At 64.1% G+C, this 16,159-nt stretch carries 16 protein-coding genes; 6 read left to right on the top strand and 10 right to left on the bottom strand.

From position 1 onward, the window contains the following. Position 1 precedes the first annotated feature (1 nt). The 3 genes from F8237_RS04185 to F8237_RS04175 form a co-directional block, all read right to left on the bottom strand. Entirely contained in the window at positions 2 to 379 is a 378-nt protein-coding gene (locus F8237_RS04185; RefSeq protein ID WP_151642538.1) for a VanZ family protein, read from the bottom strand. Positions 380 to 456: 77 nt separating this feature from the next. Further along, a complete protein-coding gene (locus F8237_RS04180) occupies positions 457 to 1,053 on the bottom strand; it encodes a thiamine pyrophosphate-dependent enzyme (RefSeq protein WP_162005867.1) in 597 nt (198 codons plus the stop codon). Between the two features lie 8 nt (positions 1,054 to 1,061). After that, complete coding sequence (locus F8237_RS04175) at positions 1,062 to 1,628, bottom strand: thiamine pyrophosphate-binding protein (protein WP_162005866.1); 567 nt, start codon at positions 1,626 to 1,628, stop codon at positions 1,062 to 1,064. 244 nt (positions 1,629 to 1,872) lie between these two features. Here F8237_RS04175 and F8237_RS04170 point away from each other — a divergent pair, with 244 nt between their 5' ends. Beyond that, positions 1,873 to 2,922: a hydroxyacid dehydrogenase gene (locus F8237_RS04170; protein WP_151642535.1), complete on the top strand. Its 1,050-nt coding sequence runs from the start codon at positions 1,873 to 1,875 to the stop codon at positions 2,920 to 2,922. 117 nt (positions 2,923 to 3,039) lie between these two features. Continuing rightward, positions 3,040 to 3,480 carry a flagellar basal body rod protein FlgC gene (locus F8237_RS04165; RefSeq protein ID WP_151642534.1) on the top strand — a complete coding sequence of 147 codons (441 nt, stop codon included), beginning with the start codon at positions 3,040 to 3,042 and terminating at the stop codon, positions 3,478 to 3,480. Positions 3,481 to 3,519: 39 nt separating this feature from the next. Here F8237_RS04165 and F8237_RS04160 read toward each other — a convergent pair whose 3' ends face one another. Beyond that, on the bottom strand, positions 3,520 to 4,461 hold the full coding sequence (locus F8237_RS04160; RefSeq protein WP_151642533.1) for an ornithine cyclodeaminase family protein: 942 nt from the start codon (positions 4,459 to 4,461) through the stop codon (positions 3,520 to 3,522). 162 nt (positions 4,462 to 4,623) lie between these two features. Between F8237_RS04160 and F8237_RS04155 the strand changes: the two genes are divergently transcribed. Continuing rightward, positions 4,624 to 4,836 (top strand): hypothetical protein, encoded by a 213-nt coding sequence (locus F8237_RS04155; protein WP_151642532.1) that lies wholly within the window; start codon positions 4,624 to 4,626, stop codon positions 4,834 to 4,836. A gap of 3 nt (positions 4,837 to 4,839) precedes the next feature. Here F8237_RS04155 and F8237_RS04150 read toward each other — a convergent pair whose 3' ends face one another. The 6 genes from F8237_RS04150 to F8237_RS04125 form a co-directional block, all read right to left on the bottom strand. Further along, positions 4,840 to 5,418 (bottom strand): GNAT family N-acetyltransferase, encoded by a 579-nt coding sequence (locus tag F8237_RS04150; protein ID WP_162005865.1) that lies wholly within the window; start codon positions 5,416 to 5,418, stop codon positions 4,840 to 4,842. Positions 5,419 to 5,424: 6 nt separating this feature from the next. Further along, the gene (locus F8237_RS04145) at positions 5,425 to 7,782 is read right to left on the bottom strand and encodes an Orn/Lys/Arg family decarboxylase (RefSeq protein WP_151642530.1); all 2,358 of its coding nucleotides are present in this window, start codon (positions 7,780 to 7,782) and stop codon (positions 5,425 to 5,427) included. 64 nt (positions 7,783 to 7,846) lie between these two features. Continuing rightward, positions 7,847 to 8,482, bottom strand: a complete 636-nt coding sequence (locus tag F8237_RS04140) for a 2-hydroxychromene-2-carboxylate isomerase (protein WP_151642529.1) — start codon at positions 8,480 to 8,482, stop codon at positions 7,847 to 7,849. A 196-nt stretch (positions 8,483 to 8,678) separates the two neighbouring features. Further along, positions 8,679 to 10,589 (bottom strand): flavin-containing monooxygenase, encoded by a 1,911-nt coding sequence (locus F8237_RS04135; protein ID WP_151642528.1) that lies wholly within the window; start codon positions 10,587 to 10,589, stop codon positions 8,679 to 8,681. Next, positions 10,586 to 11,227 carry a TetR/AcrR family transcriptional regulator gene (locus F8237_RS04130; protein ID WP_151642527.1) on the bottom strand — a complete coding sequence of 214 codons (642 nt, stop codon included), beginning with the start codon at positions 11,225 to 11,227 and terminating at the stop codon, positions 10,586 to 10,588. Before F8237_RS04130 ends, F8237_RS04135 begins: the two co-directional genes overlap by 4 nt. Further along, on the bottom strand, positions 11,224 to 12,717 hold the full coding sequence (locus F8237_RS04125; RefSeq protein ID WP_151642526.1) for an AMP-binding protein: 1,494 nt from the start codon (positions 12,715 to 12,717) through the stop codon (positions 11,224 to 11,226). Before F8237_RS04125 ends, F8237_RS04130 begins: the two co-directional genes overlap by 4 nt. Positions 12,718 to 12,888: 171 nt before the next feature. Between F8237_RS04125 and F8237_RS04120 the strand changes: the two genes are divergently transcribed. From F8237_RS04120 to F8237_RS04110, 3 genes are all read left to right on the top strand, one after another. Continuing rightward, complete coding sequence (locus tag F8237_RS04120) at positions 12,889 to 14,148, top strand: ABC transporter substrate-binding protein (protein ID WP_151642525.1); 1,260 nt, start codon at positions 12,889 to 12,891, stop codon at positions 14,146 to 14,148. A 90-nt stretch (positions 14,149 to 14,238) separates the two neighbouring features. Then, on the top strand, positions 14,239 to 15,141 hold the full coding sequence (locus F8237_RS04115) for a branched-chain amino acid ABC transporter permease (protein ID WP_151642524.1): 903 nt from the start codon (positions 14,239 to 14,241) through the stop codon (positions 15,139 to 15,141). Then, positions 15,138 to 16,157, top strand: coding sequence for a branched-chain amino acid ABC transporter permease (locus F8237_RS04110; RefSeq protein WP_151642523.1), 1,020 nt, complete (start codon positions 15,138 to 15,140; stop codon positions 16,155 to 16,157). Before F8237_RS04115 ends, F8237_RS04110 begins: the two co-directional genes overlap by 4 nt. The last annotated feature ends 2 nt before the right edge of the window (positions 16,158 to 16,159 follow it).

Genomic DNA, 16,159 nt, shown 5'->3' with positions numbered 1-16,159 from the left:
GTTACTCCGCGGGGCCCTGGCTCGTGAGGGTGGGATTTGCGCGGACGCGCATCAGGACCCAGTCGGCGACAGCGGCGAGTGCAAAGCCGATGCAGGCCGTTCCGGCATCGACGAGAAAATCTTCCAGACGGGCGTGGCGTCCCGGCGCCCAGAATTGCATCAGTTCGAGCACGCCGATCAGGACCACCGCGATGGCGACGACGACCCAGCGGCGATTCCGGTAGGCAAGGCCAAAGGCCAGTCCCACCAGGATGAAGGCGAGCGCATGCTCGCCATCCTGGCCGAGGTCGGAATGGGGCCGCAGGCCGGGCGGGCCGAGGGTTGCAAAGGTCACGGCGGCGGCAAGCAACCAGGCAAAACAGCGAATGAAAATGGACATCCGTTGCGGATAGCACGGATTTGCAACAGCCTGTTACGCGGGCGGGATCAGATCGTCGTGTAGTTAATGACGAAACGTTAAAGTGGCTCGCGCACGCCTAGTCCGTGCATGAAGCGTTCCCGGATCTGCACGGGATCGCGCCTTGTGGCGCCGACGCCCGGCTTGTCGTCGATGCGGACGGCGATCAGGCTCGGCTCGGAGGCCGACATCGCCTTTTCGACCAGCCGTTCGAAATCCTCCTCGTCCGCGGCCCACGTGCTGTTGGCGAGGCCCGACCCCGCGGCGATGGCGACGATGTCGGCGATACCAGCGGCCGGCGTCGGCTGTGCGCCGGTGATCTGGTAGATGCCGTTGTCCATCACGATCATGATGAGATTCTTCGGCTTCAACGTCGCGATCGTCGAGAGGGCGCCGAGCTGCATCAGCAGCGAGCCGTCGCCCTCGAGCGCGAAGACGCGGCGATCGGGCTGCGCCAGTGCCACGCCCAGTGCGATCGGGAAGGCGAGGCCCATGCTGCCGAGCATGTAGAAATTCTGCGGGCGGTGGCCGGCGGCCCAGAGGTCGAAATTGGTGTTGCCGATGCCGCCGATCACGGCTTCCTCGTGCTTGAGCTTTGCGATCAGGCGCGAGGTGACATCGAAGCGGTTCATCACCTTGGTATTGCGCGTGTCCATCACTGACCTCACTTGTCGAACGTCTTGCCGCCGGTGAGCAGCGGATTGAGGATCAGAGCCACCGGCGCCTGGGTGGTGACGGCCTGCTTGATCGAGCGGTCGGCGATGAATTCGAGCTCGTCGAGCCGGGTGATGGTGTGATGCTCCAGCGCCAGTGAGTCCAGCACCGGCCGCATGGTGCGGCAGACGAGCGACTGGCCGTAGTTGAACTCGCCGAGGGTGCCACGCTCGGACACGAACATGATCAGCGGGATCTGGTAGGGCACCGCCAGCGAGGCCAGCACGTTGGCGAGCGTGGCAAAGCCCGACGTCTGCATCAGCACGGCGCCGCGCCGTCCGCCCATCCAGGCGCCCGAGACGATGCCGACGGCCTCTTCCTCGCGGGCGGTGGCAAAGGTCGTGAAGAAGGGGTCGGCGTGCAAATTCTTGATCAGCGGCGTCAGCACGCGGTCGGGCACGTAGGGGATGAGGCTGATCTCGTTCCGCTTCAGCGTTTGCAGGACGATGCCATGCCAGCTCTTGTCGCTGGACCCCTGTGTTACCTGGGGCGAGGTCTGCTGCTCCGCAATCGCCATTGCGTTCTCCCTTGGGCCGCGCATGCTTCTTGGTTCTGGCCGTCGCGGCAGTCTGCCGAACTTGACGCAGGCAGCGGGATTGTCAACATGTCGGGGCCGACACCGTGATCTGCGCCAGACGGCCTGCCGTGGCCGGCACCGCCATGCCATAAGCGGCGATAACGAGAAAACGGGAGGGACGCATGGACGGGGCGCGCATCGCGCTGACCTTGCGGGTCACCTCGAGAGAGCCGGAAGGGTCCTGATGTCCGTCAACAGCAAGCGCGTCTTCTACGTCAAATATCTGGCCAATCCGATCTATATCGATATCCTGCAGGCGCGGCCCGACGTCCGGCTCGATCGTATCGAGAACGAGAGCACCGAGGACTTCTACGCGCCGATCCTGAGCGCGGCCCACGTCTACCAGATCGGCGCCGCCCGCGACGAACTTGCCCCGCATTTCCATGTCGACGCCGCCTTCCTGAAGCGAACACCGAACCTGCTGCTCGTGTCGAGCAATGGCGCCGGCTTTGACCCGGTTGACGTCGAGGCCTGCACCGATGCGGGCGTGCTGGTCGTCAACCAGTCCGGCGGCAACGCCCATTCGGTCGCCGAACACGCGCTGGCGATGATGCTGACTTTGTCCAAGCGCATCATCCAGTCCGACCGCAAGCTCCGCAGGGAGTCCAACGTCAACCGCAACGAACTGGTCGGCAACGAGGTCGAGCACAAGACCGTCGGCATCATCGGCCTCGGCAATGTCGGCCGCCGCATCGCCGCCCTCTGCAAGGGCCTGTTCGGCATGACCGTGCTGGCCTACGATCCTTACCTCACGGCAGAGGTGATGGCCGAGCGGGGCGGCGAAAAGGTCGAGCTCGACGAGCTCTTGCGCCGCGCCGATTTCGTTTCGATCTCCTGTCCACTCGACAAGAACAGCCGCAACATGATCAGCACGCGCGAATTCGCGCTGATGCAGCCGCATGCCTATTTCATCACCACCGCGCGCGGCTTCATCCACGACGAGGACGCGCTGCTCCAGGCCTTGCGCGACAAGCGCATTGCGGGCGCCGGCCTCGACGTCTGGTCCAAGGAGCCGCCGCCGCCGGAGCATCCGTTGCTCCAGTTCGACAACGTGCTGGCCAGCCCGCACACCGCCGGTGTCACCATCGAGGCCCGCCAGAACATGGGCCGCATCGCCGCCGAGCAGGTACTGGACACGCTCGACGGCAAGCGCCCGCCGCGCATCATCAATCCCGAGGTCTGGCCGCGCTATGCCGAGCGCTTCAAGCAGGCCTTTGGCGTGGCGCCGCGGTAGCGGCGCGCGAGGTCTGATCGCGCTCTGGCCGTTGGTTACGAGGGTGCAAACAGAATGCGGCGGATTTTACTGATGGCGTGAGGGAACGCGTATGACTTGTCCTCTAGATCAGGGGGCATGAGCATATTTTCGATTGCGACATCCGGACTTTCTGCAGCGAGCCTGCGCGTGAACGTCGCCGCGAGCAACATCGCCAACGTCAACACGACCGGCCCGCTGCCCGCGTCGGGCGGATCGAACTCATCGGCCGGTGCGGGCATTGCTCCGACGTTTCCGGCGGCCTATGTGCCGCTGCGAGTCGATCAGGTCTCTCAATCGAGCGGCTCGACACCGGGCGGTACTGTTGCGACCGTGTCGACGGTTTCGCCGAGCTACACCGCGCAATCCGACCCGAGTGCTCCCTTCGCAAACCAGGATGGCCTGGTCGCAGCGCCGAATGTCGATCTCGCCAATGAGTTCGCTCAGCTGGCGACCGCAAAGTACAGCTTCATTGCCAATGCGAAGGTCATTCAGGCCTACGCCGAGACGGAAGCCACACTCCTCGATATCAAGGCGTGATGGCTGATGCCGGCCCTGTCTTGCCGGCATCCCGTCCGTCTACCCCAGCTTTGCGCCGAGCTGCTTGAACACAGCTTCGCAAGTCATGAGGTCGAGATGGCCGCCGCCTGCGTTCTTGAAGAACGTGATGTCGGAGGGTGATATGCGCCCCTGCACGCGGCCGCTTGCGAGATCGTAGAGATCGCCGAGAACATCCTCTTCGCTGATCGCGCCGCTCGCGATCGGCTGCAGGATGTCGCCGACGCCATGGAAGGCGGATTCTCGCCGGTCCACGAAGACACGCGACATCTTTGCGGCCTCGTCATCGGCCTCGCGGGTTTGCGGTGTATAGCCGCCGACGAGGTCGAGATGCGTACCCGGCCGCAAATTGCGGCCCTTGATCAGCGGTTGATGCGCGCGGGTGCAGGTGGTGATGACGTTGGCTTCGCGCGTCGCGGCGTCGAGGTCCGCGACCGTTTCCGTCTTCACGCCGTCCGCGGCCAGTCGCCTGGCGAGATCATCCGCCCGTTCCGCGCTCCTGTTCCAGATCAGCACGCGTTGCAGCGACGGCCGGACCGTTCGATGCCCCCGGATCAGCCATTCCGACATCTCACCGGCGCCGACGCAAAGCAAGGTCTCGGGATTGGACGGGGCGAGCAGTTTCGTACCCAGCGCGGAGTCGGCGGCGGTGCGCCAATGCGTGATCTCGGTGCCGTCCATCGCCGCCAGTGGCCGTCCGTTGGTGCCGTCGAACAGCACGCAGACGGCCTGCACCGCTGGCATCTTGCCTTCCGCCAGATTGGTCGGAAAGCTGGTGAACATCTTGCTTGCCATGTACCGGCCGGGATCGACGGCGCTGCGGATGACGTATTGCCCTTTCTCGTCTCCGAGGAAGGCGTCCAGAACCTCCATCTTCGGTCGGCGGTGCGCCTCTTCCAGGGCCGCGATGAGGACGGGAAACGTCAGGGCATTCGTGACTTCGGTATCGGAGACAAAGTGCAAGTCGAGATCCTCATCGGTGGCCGGCGCTTGGCCTTAAACCCGCGCGGAAAGTTCCGCAATGCATCTCGCGCAAGGGTCATCAACCTTGATCCCCGTCAAAATCTCCTTCCCCTATTCAGGCCAAATGGGATTAGATTGGCTGCCGGGGCAGCAGGAGGTCCCATGTCCATCTATGTCGTCAGGTTCATGAAGGACGTGCTCGGGGAGTACGGTCGGCAGAGCGAGATCTGCCAGGGTACGCTGGAGATCGACGCGGCCGACGAAAACGAAGCCAAGGAGCGGGCCAAGGCAAAGTTCTGCCAGGATCAGGCGCTGAATCACTGGTCGCTGCATGCCGACCGCATCCATGTGAAGCCGGCTGATTTTCCGTCCTGAGGCTTATCGTCCCGGCGCGGTTCCCGGCGGCGGCGCGGTCGCGCCGGTTCCGAGCGATCGCTGCACCATGACGGTGTCGGACCAGCGGCCGTGGCGATAGGCGACACCGCAAAGCAGGCCGGCGCGTGCGAAGCCGAATTTCTCGTGCAGCGCCAGCGAGGGGGCGTTGTCGGCGTCGATATAGCCGATCATCTGGCGGAAGCCGGCCGCCGCACAGGCGTCGATCAATTCCTGGAGCAGCAAACGTCCGACACCGCGGCCGAGATGCGCGTGGTGGACGTAGATCGAGTGCTTCGCCGTAAAGCGATAGGCCGGACGCTTGCGGAACAGCACCGCATAGGCATAACCGACGACTTCGCCGCGAAAGGTCGCGACCAGATGCGGCAGCCGGGTCTGCTTCAGATTCTTGCGCCGGTCGCGTAGATCGTCCGGCTCCGGCGCGCCGGTTCCCTCGACGTCGCGCGGCACGCCGTTGCGGACGTGGTGGCGGTAGATCGCCAGCATCGCCTCGATATCGCTCTCGCGTGAGGGCCGGACCAGCACCGGCTCGTCGTCTGGACGCGCAATCGCTGTTTCGGTCATCAACACCTACTCGACGGCGACGTAGGTATAGAGCCCGATGCGGCCATGGGCATCGACCTCCTTGTAGACGCCCTGGATTTCCACATCGAAGCCCGGAAATGTATTGAAGCAGCTTTCGAACATCTTGAGATAATCGACCATGGGCTTGGCCCGTTCCGTCAGCCGTTCGCCGGGAACGATGGTCGCGATGCCGGGCGGATAGACCACGAAGGGCGTGGTCGCGATGCGGCCCGCGATCGCCTCGATCGGCAGATAGTCGACATCGTTGCGGATCAGGCGGCGCGCTGCATCGCGCGGCGACATCGCGATCTCCGGCATGTGCTCGGGCAGGAACTGCCGGGCCTGGAGCGCGCTGACATTGGCATCACGGAAGAAGCGGTGCATCTCGCCGCAGAGATCGCGCAGCCGGACGCCGGCGTAGCGCGTCTGTCGCCGCTGATAGAATTCCGGGATCGCGTCGGCCAGCAGTGCATTGTCGTCGTGCAGCCGTTTGAACGCGACGAGGCCGGAGATCAGCGTGCCGGCCTTGCTCGCCTCGACGCCGGGCGTCAGCAGGAAGAGCAGGGAGTTGAGGTCGTTCTTTTCGGGGACGATGCGGTTCTCGCGCAGATATTGCGCGACGATCGGCGCCGGGATGCCGTGCTCCGCATAGGCTCCGGTGGCGCGGTCGAAGCCGGGTGTCAGCAGGGTCAGCTTGTTCGGGTCGGTCATGGCAAAGCCTTCCGCGAGATCGGGAAAGCCGTGCCAGCTGGTATCGGGAGAGAGCTGCCAGAGGGCTGGATTGGTGGCGAGCTCGTCGGTCGAGAGCGTTTCCCAGGCGACGTTGTGCGCGGCGCCGGGACGGCTGACGTCGGGAATGGCGACGCGATCGGGCACGAACGGTTCGAAGAACCAGCGGCGGTCCGGATTTGGCTCCTTCTCCTCGAACTCCCGGCGCATCGCACGGATCTTCTTGCGAAGTTCGATGCCGAGCCGAATCGTGTCGTCCCACAGCACCTCGCCGGAGCGGCCCTTCATCATCTGGGCGCCGACGTCGAGCGAAGCGAACAATGGATAGAATGGCGAGGTTGAGGCGTGCTGCATGAAGCTTTCATTGAAGCGACGGTGCTCGACGCGCCGCTTCTGGCCGCGGATGTGGCGGTCCTTGATGTGGATCTGCGAGGCCTGCGAGAAGCTCGCGAGCTGCTTGTGGGTCGACTGCGTCGCGATGATGCCGGGCGCCTCCGGCGGAAGGTTGGCCAGCCCCATGGCAAAGCGGCCGGCGTAGAGCGGGTGGAACTTCATGAAGCCGGCCCAGGCCTCGTCGAACAGGATGTATTCGCAGAGATGGCCGATACGCTTCAAAATCATCTCGGCGCTGTGGATCGATCCGTCATAGGTACACTGCTCGACCACGGCGACGCGGAACGGCCGCTCCTTGCGCCAGGCGTCCTTGTCTTCGACCAGCGGGTGGTTGCGGATGGCGTCGCGCAGTGCCTTTTCGTCGAGCGCGTCCCAACGCATCGGCCCGATCAGGCCCCAGGCGTTGCGGATGGTCGGCACGTAGATCGGGATGCCACCGTTGATCATCAGCGCGCCGTGATGGGCGGCCTTGTGGTTGTTGCGGTCGAACAGCACGAGGTCGCCGTCGGTGACGAGCGCGCCGAGCGCGACCTTGTTGGAGGTCGAGGTGCCGTTGAGAACGAAATAGGTCTTCTCCGCGCCGAAAATCGCTGCCGCTTCCTTCTGCGCCTTCAGCGCCGGGCCCTCATGGGTGAGCAGGTCGCCGAGGTCGAGTACGGAATTGTCGAGATCGTCCCGGAACACGGATTCGCCGAGATGCTCGACGAAGACCCGGCCGATCGGACTGCGGTTGTAGAACACGCCGCCGTTATGACCGGGGCAGGTCCAGAGCTGGTTGCCTTCCTCGGCATAGTCGACCAGCGCGCCGAAGAACGGCGTCTTCAGCGTCTCGGCATATTGCTTGAGCCGGCTGATCAGGTTCTTGGCGATGAAGGTCGGCGTCTCCTCGGACAGGAAGACATAACCGTCGATGAAGTCGAGCACCTCGACCGGCAAATCCTCGAACCGCTTGCGCCGGATCAGGAGGATGATCGGGAAGTCGAGGCCTCGGCGGCGCATCAAATTGATCAGCGCGGAGGTCTTGCCCTCCAGGCCCTTCTTGCCCCAGTCCACCACCATGCAACCGATCGCGGCATCGGTCTGCACCGCCATCTCGGCGTCTTCCAGCTTGCGGGCCCGGACCACCTCGAAGCCGGAGCGCTGGATCTCCTCGATGATCTGGTTGAAGCGGTTGCCTTCGAGGTCGTCGGCGTCGAAAACCGGTGCGGCGAACAGGAAGTTGAAGCGCTTGAAATAATCCATGTGCGGTCCCGAATATGCCCCGCCACACGTCTCGGCACATTCGATGACAATTCGATGACGGGGATCACATCGGCTTGCGGTGGCGGCTGCCGAGCGCGGCCGCGGCCGTCTCCGGATTTTCGATGCGCTCGATCAGCAGGTCGATGCGGTCGCCGCCCCAGAACAGCTCGCCGTTGAACACCATGGTGGGCACGCCGAACACGCCGAGAGCTTCGGCCTCGTCGATGATGCGGTCGTGTTCGGCGCGAGCAGGACCGTGGACATAGGCCTCGAACTCGCCGGCCGAGCCGCCACAGGCGGTGATGACGCTGGTGATGTCGGCGAGCTCGTCGATCTCCAGCTCATGGCTCCAGAATTTGCGGAACACCGTGTCGTGGTAGGGGCGGAAAAAGCCGTGGCGCTGCGCGAACAGCATCCCGACGCTGGCATGGAAGGCGTCGTAGATTCGCCGAGGCCCCTTCATGACGAGCCCCTGCGCGTTGGCATAGCGCCGCGCGTCCATGTAAGCATAGCGCACCTTCCGCCAGAAGTGTGGCGTGCGCTCTTCCACCGTGCCCATGAATTCGGCGACGCGCAGGGTATAGGGGAGCCATTCCAGCTCGACGCCGTGCGCTTCTTCGAGCTCGAACAGCCGCTTGTTTGCGACGAATGCGTAGGGACTCTTGTAGTCGGTGTAGATGCGCACAAGCGGCTTGGGCATGAGATGATTCCTCCCGCGGAGCTCGTCTTCTTACTTCTCCCCTTATGGGAGAAGGTGGCGCGAAGCGCCGGATGAGGGGTTCTGTCCACTCGCAATACCGTTCGTGAGGATAGAACCCCTCACCCGGCTTCGCTTTGCGAAGCCACCCTCTCCCGCAAGGGGAGAGGGTGCACCGTCATCGCCGCGCGATCAACGTTCACGCCTTCGTCAGCCTATATTGCCCCAAATCGGGATCGTGCGTCATGCGCCAGTAGTCCACGAACCGCCAGGGCATCGCGGAAAACACGCGGCCACTCGAGTTGCGGTAGTAGGTGCTCATGCCCGGATGGGTCCAGATCATGGTCTCGTGCTCGGCATCGACCTTGCGGACGTAGTCGTCGAGTACCTCCGGACGGACGTCGACGGCGGCGACGTCCTGCTCGATCATGTCGGCGAGGCAGGCGGAGATGTAGCGGCTCTGGCACTCCGACTGGAAAATCACGCTGCCGCCGTGTGCCGGGCCCGAGTTTGGCCCAAGCATGCAGAAGAAGTTCGGAAAGCCCGGCACGGTGAGGCCGAGGAACGCGGTCGGATTGTCGTTGGCCCAGGCCTGCCGCAAATCCTTGCCGTCGCGACCGCTGATGTTGAGGCGCGCCGCCATTTCCGTGACCTTGAAGCCGGTTGCGACCACGATGATGTCGGCGGGACGGCGCTCGCCGTCGGCGGTGACGATGCCACCCTCGTCGAAATGATCGATCGTGTCGGTGACGAGCTCGACATTGTCCCGCGTCAGCGTCTTGAACCAGTTGTTGTCGAGCAGGATGCGCTTGCCGTAGGGCGGATAGGTCGGCACGCACTTCGCGATCAGGTCGGGCCGGTCCTTCAGCTCGGTGAGGATGAAGTCGGTCAGTTCCTGGCGGTGCCGGTCATTGCCCTTGTTGACGGCGCGCTCGGGATGCGGCCAGGCCGGGTCCTTGCGCAGGAAGGGCAGCAGGCCGTCGCCGTAGCGCCAGAACATGTTGAAGCGATACCACTGCACATAGAATGGAAGATGCGCGAGCAGCCAGCGCGCGCCTTCGCTGATAGGGTCGGCATAGCCTTTCACCGGCCGCGCCCATTGCGGGCTCCGCTGATACACTGTGACCGAAGCGACGCGGCCGGCGATCGACGGTACGAGCTGCATCGATGTCGCGCCGGTGCCGATGACGGCGACGTGCTTGCCGTCAATCTTGACGTCGTCCGACCACAGCGCCGAATGCAGGATCGTTCCCTTGAAGTCTGCCTCGCCCTTGAAATGGGCGCGCGAGGGATCGTTGAGCTGGCCGATGGCCGAGACCAGCGCGGTGGATTCGAATGTCTCTTCGCCGTTCGCGGTCTTGAGCGTCGAGATCCAACGTCGTTTCGCTTCATCCCATCGCGATGATGTCAGCTCGGTGTTGACACGCAGATGCTTGCGGATGCCGTATTCCTCGGCGACCTTCTGGAGATAGCCGAGCAGCTCCTCACGCTGACAGAAGTAGCGCGTCCATTCGTTGTGCGAGCCGAACGAGTAGGAATAGGAGTGGTTCGGCGTGTCGACGCCGCAGCCGGGATAGCGGTTGATCCACCATGTGCCGCCGAGCTCGCTGTTCTTCTCGACGATGGTGTAGGGAATGCCGAGATGGCCGAGTGCGACGCCGAGCGCGATGGCGCAGACGCCGGCGCCGACGATGAGGACATGCTGTTCCGCGAGCCTTTCGTCGGAGGGACGCCTGGTCCAGCGCGGCTCGCGCGGCACGAATCCCATCTCCTCGCGCATCAAGGGCGCGTATTCCGGCGCGACGTTCTCGCCGAGGCAGGTGCGCATCATCTTCAGCAGCAGCTCCTCGCCGGGATCGGCGATGACGGGCCTGGGCGTGCCGTCGGCAAAGAGCTTGACCACAGCGGCGCGGATCTCGTCCTGGACCTCTTTCGGCACCCCGGCTTCGGGATCGGGAATGAGGCGGATGTCGCGCTTGGGTAAGTACGGCGGCTCGAGCCAGCGCGTATCGCCGGTCATGTGCACCAGCACCATCAGCAGGCAGCGGATGTCGCCTTCGGCGATCGCCGAGGCGAGGTCGAGCGGCCGGCGTGGAGATTCGATGTTCATGGCGTTTTCTGATCTCCGGATGAACTGAACAGGCCGCGCGTCATCAGCTTGCGGTAGGCGGAGATGACGTGGTCGGGCACGGCGGTGACGCCGCCTTCCGAATAGGAGTATCGGCGGCTGAGATAGCCGCGCGAGCCCATCAGCATGTGGACGATGGCCTCGAATTCCTCGTCGCTGTAATTCTCGATCGCGCCGGCCCCGCGGGCACGTCGCAGGATGCGAACATAGGCGACCGAGATGTTGTCGAGATGCTTCTGGTAGCCGATGGGCGCAAAGAACTCGGCTTCGTTGAGGATGCGCAGGAATTCCGGCACCTCGCGGATGAAGTCGAAGAAGGCGGAGAAGCGCGCGATCTCCTGGCGGGCCGCATCGGCATTGCCGGTGCGGGCGCGGATGAACTCGACCATGTCGAGACCGATCTTGGGCAGGAGCTGGTCGAGCAGCGCCTGGCGGTTTTCGAAATGATTGTAAAAGGTGCCTTGCGCGACGCCGGCCTGTTCGGTGATGCGGGCGACGGAGGCTTCGGCATAGCCATGCTTGCCGACGACCTTGGTGGCGGCCTCGAAGATCTTCTGCTTGGTCCAGGCGTTGCGCTCGACGCGATTGAGTTTTGCGACCTTTGCATTCGCTTGCGTCATTCAGGCGTCTCCAGCTCGGCGCGCAGCACGCGCTTGAGAATCTTGCCCGACGGGTTGCGTGGCAGGCTGTCGCGGATGACGAGCTGTTTCGGCACCTTGAAGCTCGCCAGCCGCGCGCGGCAATGTTGGGTGAGGGCAGGGAGCTCGAGGTTCGCACCTTCGGCCAGCACCACGATCGCGACCGGCCGCTCGCCCCAGCGCGGATCGCGCAGGCCGATCACCGCGACCTCGCGCACCTCAGGCAGATCGTAGATGACACGCTCGAGTTCGGAGGAAGCGATATTCTCGCCCCCGGAGATGATCATGTCCTTCTTGCGGTCGGTCAGATACAGGAAGCCTTCGTCGTCGAGATAGCCGACATCGCCGCTGCGGAACCAGTCGCCGAAGAAGGCGGCCGCGGTCTTGTCGGGATCCTTCCAGTAGCCGCGCGTGATTTTGGGGCCGCGCAGGCAGATTTCGCCGTTGACGTTCGCCGGCAGCGACTTGCCGTCCTCGTTGCGAATTTCGATCTCGACATGGGCGATGGCGCGCCCCGTCGAGCCGATCTTCTCGATCTCGCGGCCGGCGTCCATGAACGTGTCGCCGCCGAAGGTTTCGGTGAGGCCGTAGGCGTCGATGTAGCGCGCATTGCGGAAGTATTCGGAGAAGGCGCGGATGCGCGCCTCCGGCGTCTTCTCGCCGCCGCCGATCGCCCATGCCAGGCTGGAGACGTCGTAGCTCTCGCGCGCCGGGCAGGTGAGGATCGCGGTGGTCATCACGGGTGCGAACCAGGCGGCGTTGAGCTTGTCTTCCGCGATGGCCGCGAGTGCGGCCTCCGGCTCGAAATTACGCTCGACGCGGATAAAACCGCCATGCCAGAGCACGGCGATGCCGGGCAGGTCGAGCGCGCCGACGTGATAGAGCGGGCCGACGACGAGCAGCCGCGTGCCGGCGCTGAGGCCGAGCGCAATCGTCTGGTCGGCTGACTTCCAGTAGAAATTGTCGTAGGTGAGCATCACGCCCTTGGGGCGGTCGGTCGTGCCCGACGTGTACATCAGCCGCATCAGGTCGGATGGCTGGCGAACATGCATCGGGGCGGCAGGCGCGTCGCTCGCGAGGCGTATGACGCTTTGCTGGGCGGCCTCGTCGAGCACGACAGTCTTTGCGCCCGCGGCATTCGCAGCCAGCTCTTCATCGACGATCAGGAGGCGCGCACCGGCATTGGCTGTGATGTAGCCGACCTCGTCGCGGGAGAGACGAAAATTGATCGGCAGGAACACCGCGCCGAGATGACTGGTGGCGAAGACGAGCTCGAGGAATGCCGCGCTGTTCTTCATCAGCACCGCCACGACATCACCGGCGCCGATGCCTTGCGCGGCGAGCCAGCCGGCGGCCTTGCGGATGCGCGCATCGAAGACGGCATAGGAAATCTCCTCGCCGCGATATTTCAGCGCAGGCCGGTCCGGCGTGCGCCGGGCATGAAAGGCGATGAAGCTCGACAGGTTGATCATTGCGCGGGTTTTGGGCCGGTTGTGGCCTCGTTGTCTCCCTCGATGAATTCTGACTCGTAATTCATCTTTGGCTTGACGTCACCCCCCTACCTCTGAAATCCTTGAGACCACGGAGACGAGACGATCTCCGACAGGGATCAGGACACGCCGACCCGACAGAGGGAGGGAAAAATGACGAGAACCCGCACGCCGGGCATCAGCCGCCGTTCAACGCTGGCGCTGATGGGCGCCGGTGCGATGAGTGTTGCCGCGCCGTGGGTGGCGCGGGCCCAAGCCAAGACCATCAAGGTCGGCATGCCGACGATTCTGTCGGGCCGCGTCGCGCAGCTCGGCACGTCGTCGCGCAATGCGGTGATGCTCGAGGTCGAGAAGGTCAATGCGGCCGGCGGACTCGCCGGACGGCAGATCGAGATGGTGATCCGCGACTCCAAGGGCCAGCCGCAGGAAGCCGCCCGCGTCGCGCGCGAACTCGTCAACACCGACGGCTGCGAATGGCTGATCGACGGTGAGGCCTCGTCCGGATCGTTCGCGGTTCACGAAGTGGCTCGGGATCTCGGCGTACTCTGTGTCCACACCTGCTCGGAAGCGTCCTCGCTCACCGCCGATCCCAAGCAGCACATCCCGAACGCGTTCCGCTGTGTGCGGCAGGGCATTCACGACTCTATCGTCGGCGGCAGTTATGCAGCCGCGATCTCCAAGGCCAAGGGCCTGAAGAAATGGGCGACCTGTTCGCCGGACTATGCCTATGGCCGCGACACCACCGGCGAGTTCACGCTGTATCTGAAGCGCTTCGCGCCCGACGTCGAGATCATCAGTGAATCCTGGCCGAAGCTGTTCCAGCCCGACTACACCGAGGTGGTAACCAAGATTCTGCAGGCCAAGCCGCAGGCGCTGTACTCCTGCCTGTGGGGCGGCGATCTCACCTCCTACATCGACCAGGCCAACATCTACGCGATGTTCGGCCAGATGGAGGTGTTCGCGGTCAACATGGCCGACTACACCGCGCTCACCGTGGTGAAGAACCTGCCGAAGGGCATCCACTCCGGCAACCGCTACATCAAGACCTTCCCGACCACGCCGGAGAATGCGGCCTGGGGCGATGCCTACAAGGCCAAGTACAACGAGTACCCGACCAACTGGTCGTGGCAGAACGCGACCGCCGTGATGTTCCTCGCCGAAGCCGCGAAGAAGGCGAATTCCACCGACGGCAAGAAGATCGCGGAGACATTGAAGGGCCTCACCATCAAGTGCCCGTTCGGCGCCGACGGCACCGTGACGATGCGCGGCGACGACCACACGCTGGTCGGCTACGCGATCGGCTGGGGCACCACGATCCCGCAGGAGCCTTACGTGCCCGAGGTCAAGGCCGGCGACTGGAAGACCATCTTCGAGCTCGAGGCCGAGTGGAAGAAGAGCAAGGGTTACACCTGATCCGACACGCGGCGGAGACGGGCGACCGTCTCCGCCGTTTTCGTTTGGCTCCCCGCGCCGCTTCTGGCGCGCTGCAATGAAAGTGTTTCCGTGGATCTCGACGCGCTTGCCGGCTGCCTCTCCAGTTCCTCCTGCCTGGTGACGCAAACCACCAGCGGCCTCATCATCGGCATGCTGCTGTTCCTGGTCGCGGTCGGGCTGACGCTGATCTTCGGCGTGCTCAAGATCGTCAATTTCAGCCACGGCGCCTTCTATATGTTTGGCGCTTATTTCGCGATGACGGCCTATCAGCTCACCGGAAGCTTTGCATTGGCGATGCTGGCTGGCGCGGCGGGCACAGCGATTCTCGGCCTCATCTTCGAGCGCGTCTTCATGAGCCGCGTCTATGGCGCCGATGTGCTGATGCAGCTTCTCGTGTGCTATGCGTTCGTGTTGATCTTCGACGATGTCGTGCGCCTGATCTGGGGGCCGGAATTCAGGTCGATGGGCATGCCGGCGGCGTTCCAGGTGATGCCGCTGTTCATCGCCGGCGGCGTGGTGCCGCCTTATTATCTGTTACTGATCGGCGTCGCACTGGTCGCGGCCATCGTGCTCGGCATTGGATTGTCGCGCAGCCGTATCGGCAAGGTGATCCGCGCGGCCGCGCATAATCCCGGCATGGTGTCGGCGCTCGGCATCAATACCGGCCTGATCTATGGCGGCGTGTTCGCGCTCGGCGGCATGCTGGCCGGCCTTGCCGGCGCACTTGCGGCCCCGGTGCGGTCGCTGACGCCGGGGATGGGATTTTCGGTGCTGATCGAATCCTTCATCGTCACCGTGATCGGCGGCATGGGTTCGATCCTGGGCGCGCTGATCGGCGCGCTGTTGCTCGGCCTGATCAGGTCCTACGGCTCGCTAGGCTTTCCCCTGTTCACGGAAGGGCTGATGTATCTGTTCATGGTGATCGTGCTGGTCTCAAAACCCACCGGCCTGTTCGGCAAGGAGGCGGCATGACCGAGCTGGAGGCCGGGCGCGCCGAGACGCTGGTGCCGGCGCGCGATGGCGCGGCGCTGCATCGCTATCGCGACGTCCTGATCGCGCTTGTCGCCTTCGCGGTTCTGGCGAGCCTGCCGCTGTTGTCAGGCAGTAAGGCGCTGCTCGATTTCGTCATCCGCTGCTCAGCCTACGGCCTGTTCGCGACCTCGCTCAATCTGCTGGTCGGCTATACCGGGCTGACCTCGTTCGGCCATGGCATGTTCTTTGGCCTCGGCGCCTACAGCTTCGGCCTGATCATGCAGAAGCTCGGCGTGCCGATTCCCGTGGCCTTCATCGCGACGCTGGCGATTACGGCGGTGATTGCTGCCGTCATCGGTGCGATCTGCGTGCGGCTGAAGGAGATCTATTTCGCCTTCGTCACGCTGGCCTTCCAGATGCTGATCCACTCGACCATTTTGTCGTGGGCCTCTTTCACCGGCGGCGACCAGGGCCTGCGCGGCGGCATTCCGCGTCCCACATTCCTCGGCATCAATCTCGCCGACCATGTGCATCTCTACATCGCCAGCTGCGCGCTGCTGATCCTCGGCCTGCTCGCGATGCGCCAGATTGCGCAGTCGCCGTTCGGCTACACGCTGCGCATGATCCGCGACAACGCCGCGCGCGCGAGTTTTCTCGGTATCGACGTCTGGCGCGCCAAGCTCACCGTCTTCGTGCTGGCGGCGCTGTTCGCCTCGATGGGCGGCATGGTGATGGCGCTGTTCGTCTCCGGCGCCTATCCGGAGTTCGCCTACTGGACGATCTCGGGCGAGGGCATCTTCATCAACATGCTCGGCGGCGTCTCGACCTTCCTGGGGCCGATGGTCGGCACCGTCTTGCTGCTGCTGCTCAACGACACCGTGACGCGCTTCACCGAATATCACGGCATCGTGCTCGGCGTGGTCATCCTGTTCTTCGCGCTGGGCCTGCGCAAGGGCCTGCTCGATTTCACCGCCGAATGGTTCGCGCATCGGCGCGATGCGGGCGAGGGGCGCTAGCC

This window comes from Bradyrhizobium betae, assembly GCF_008932115.1.
Taxonomy (GTDB): domain Bacteria; phylum Pseudomonadota; class Alphaproteobacteria; order Rhizobiales; family Xanthobacteraceae; genus Bradyrhizobium; species Bradyrhizobium betae.
This window is presented reverse-complemented; position numbering and strand designations above follow the sequence as displayed.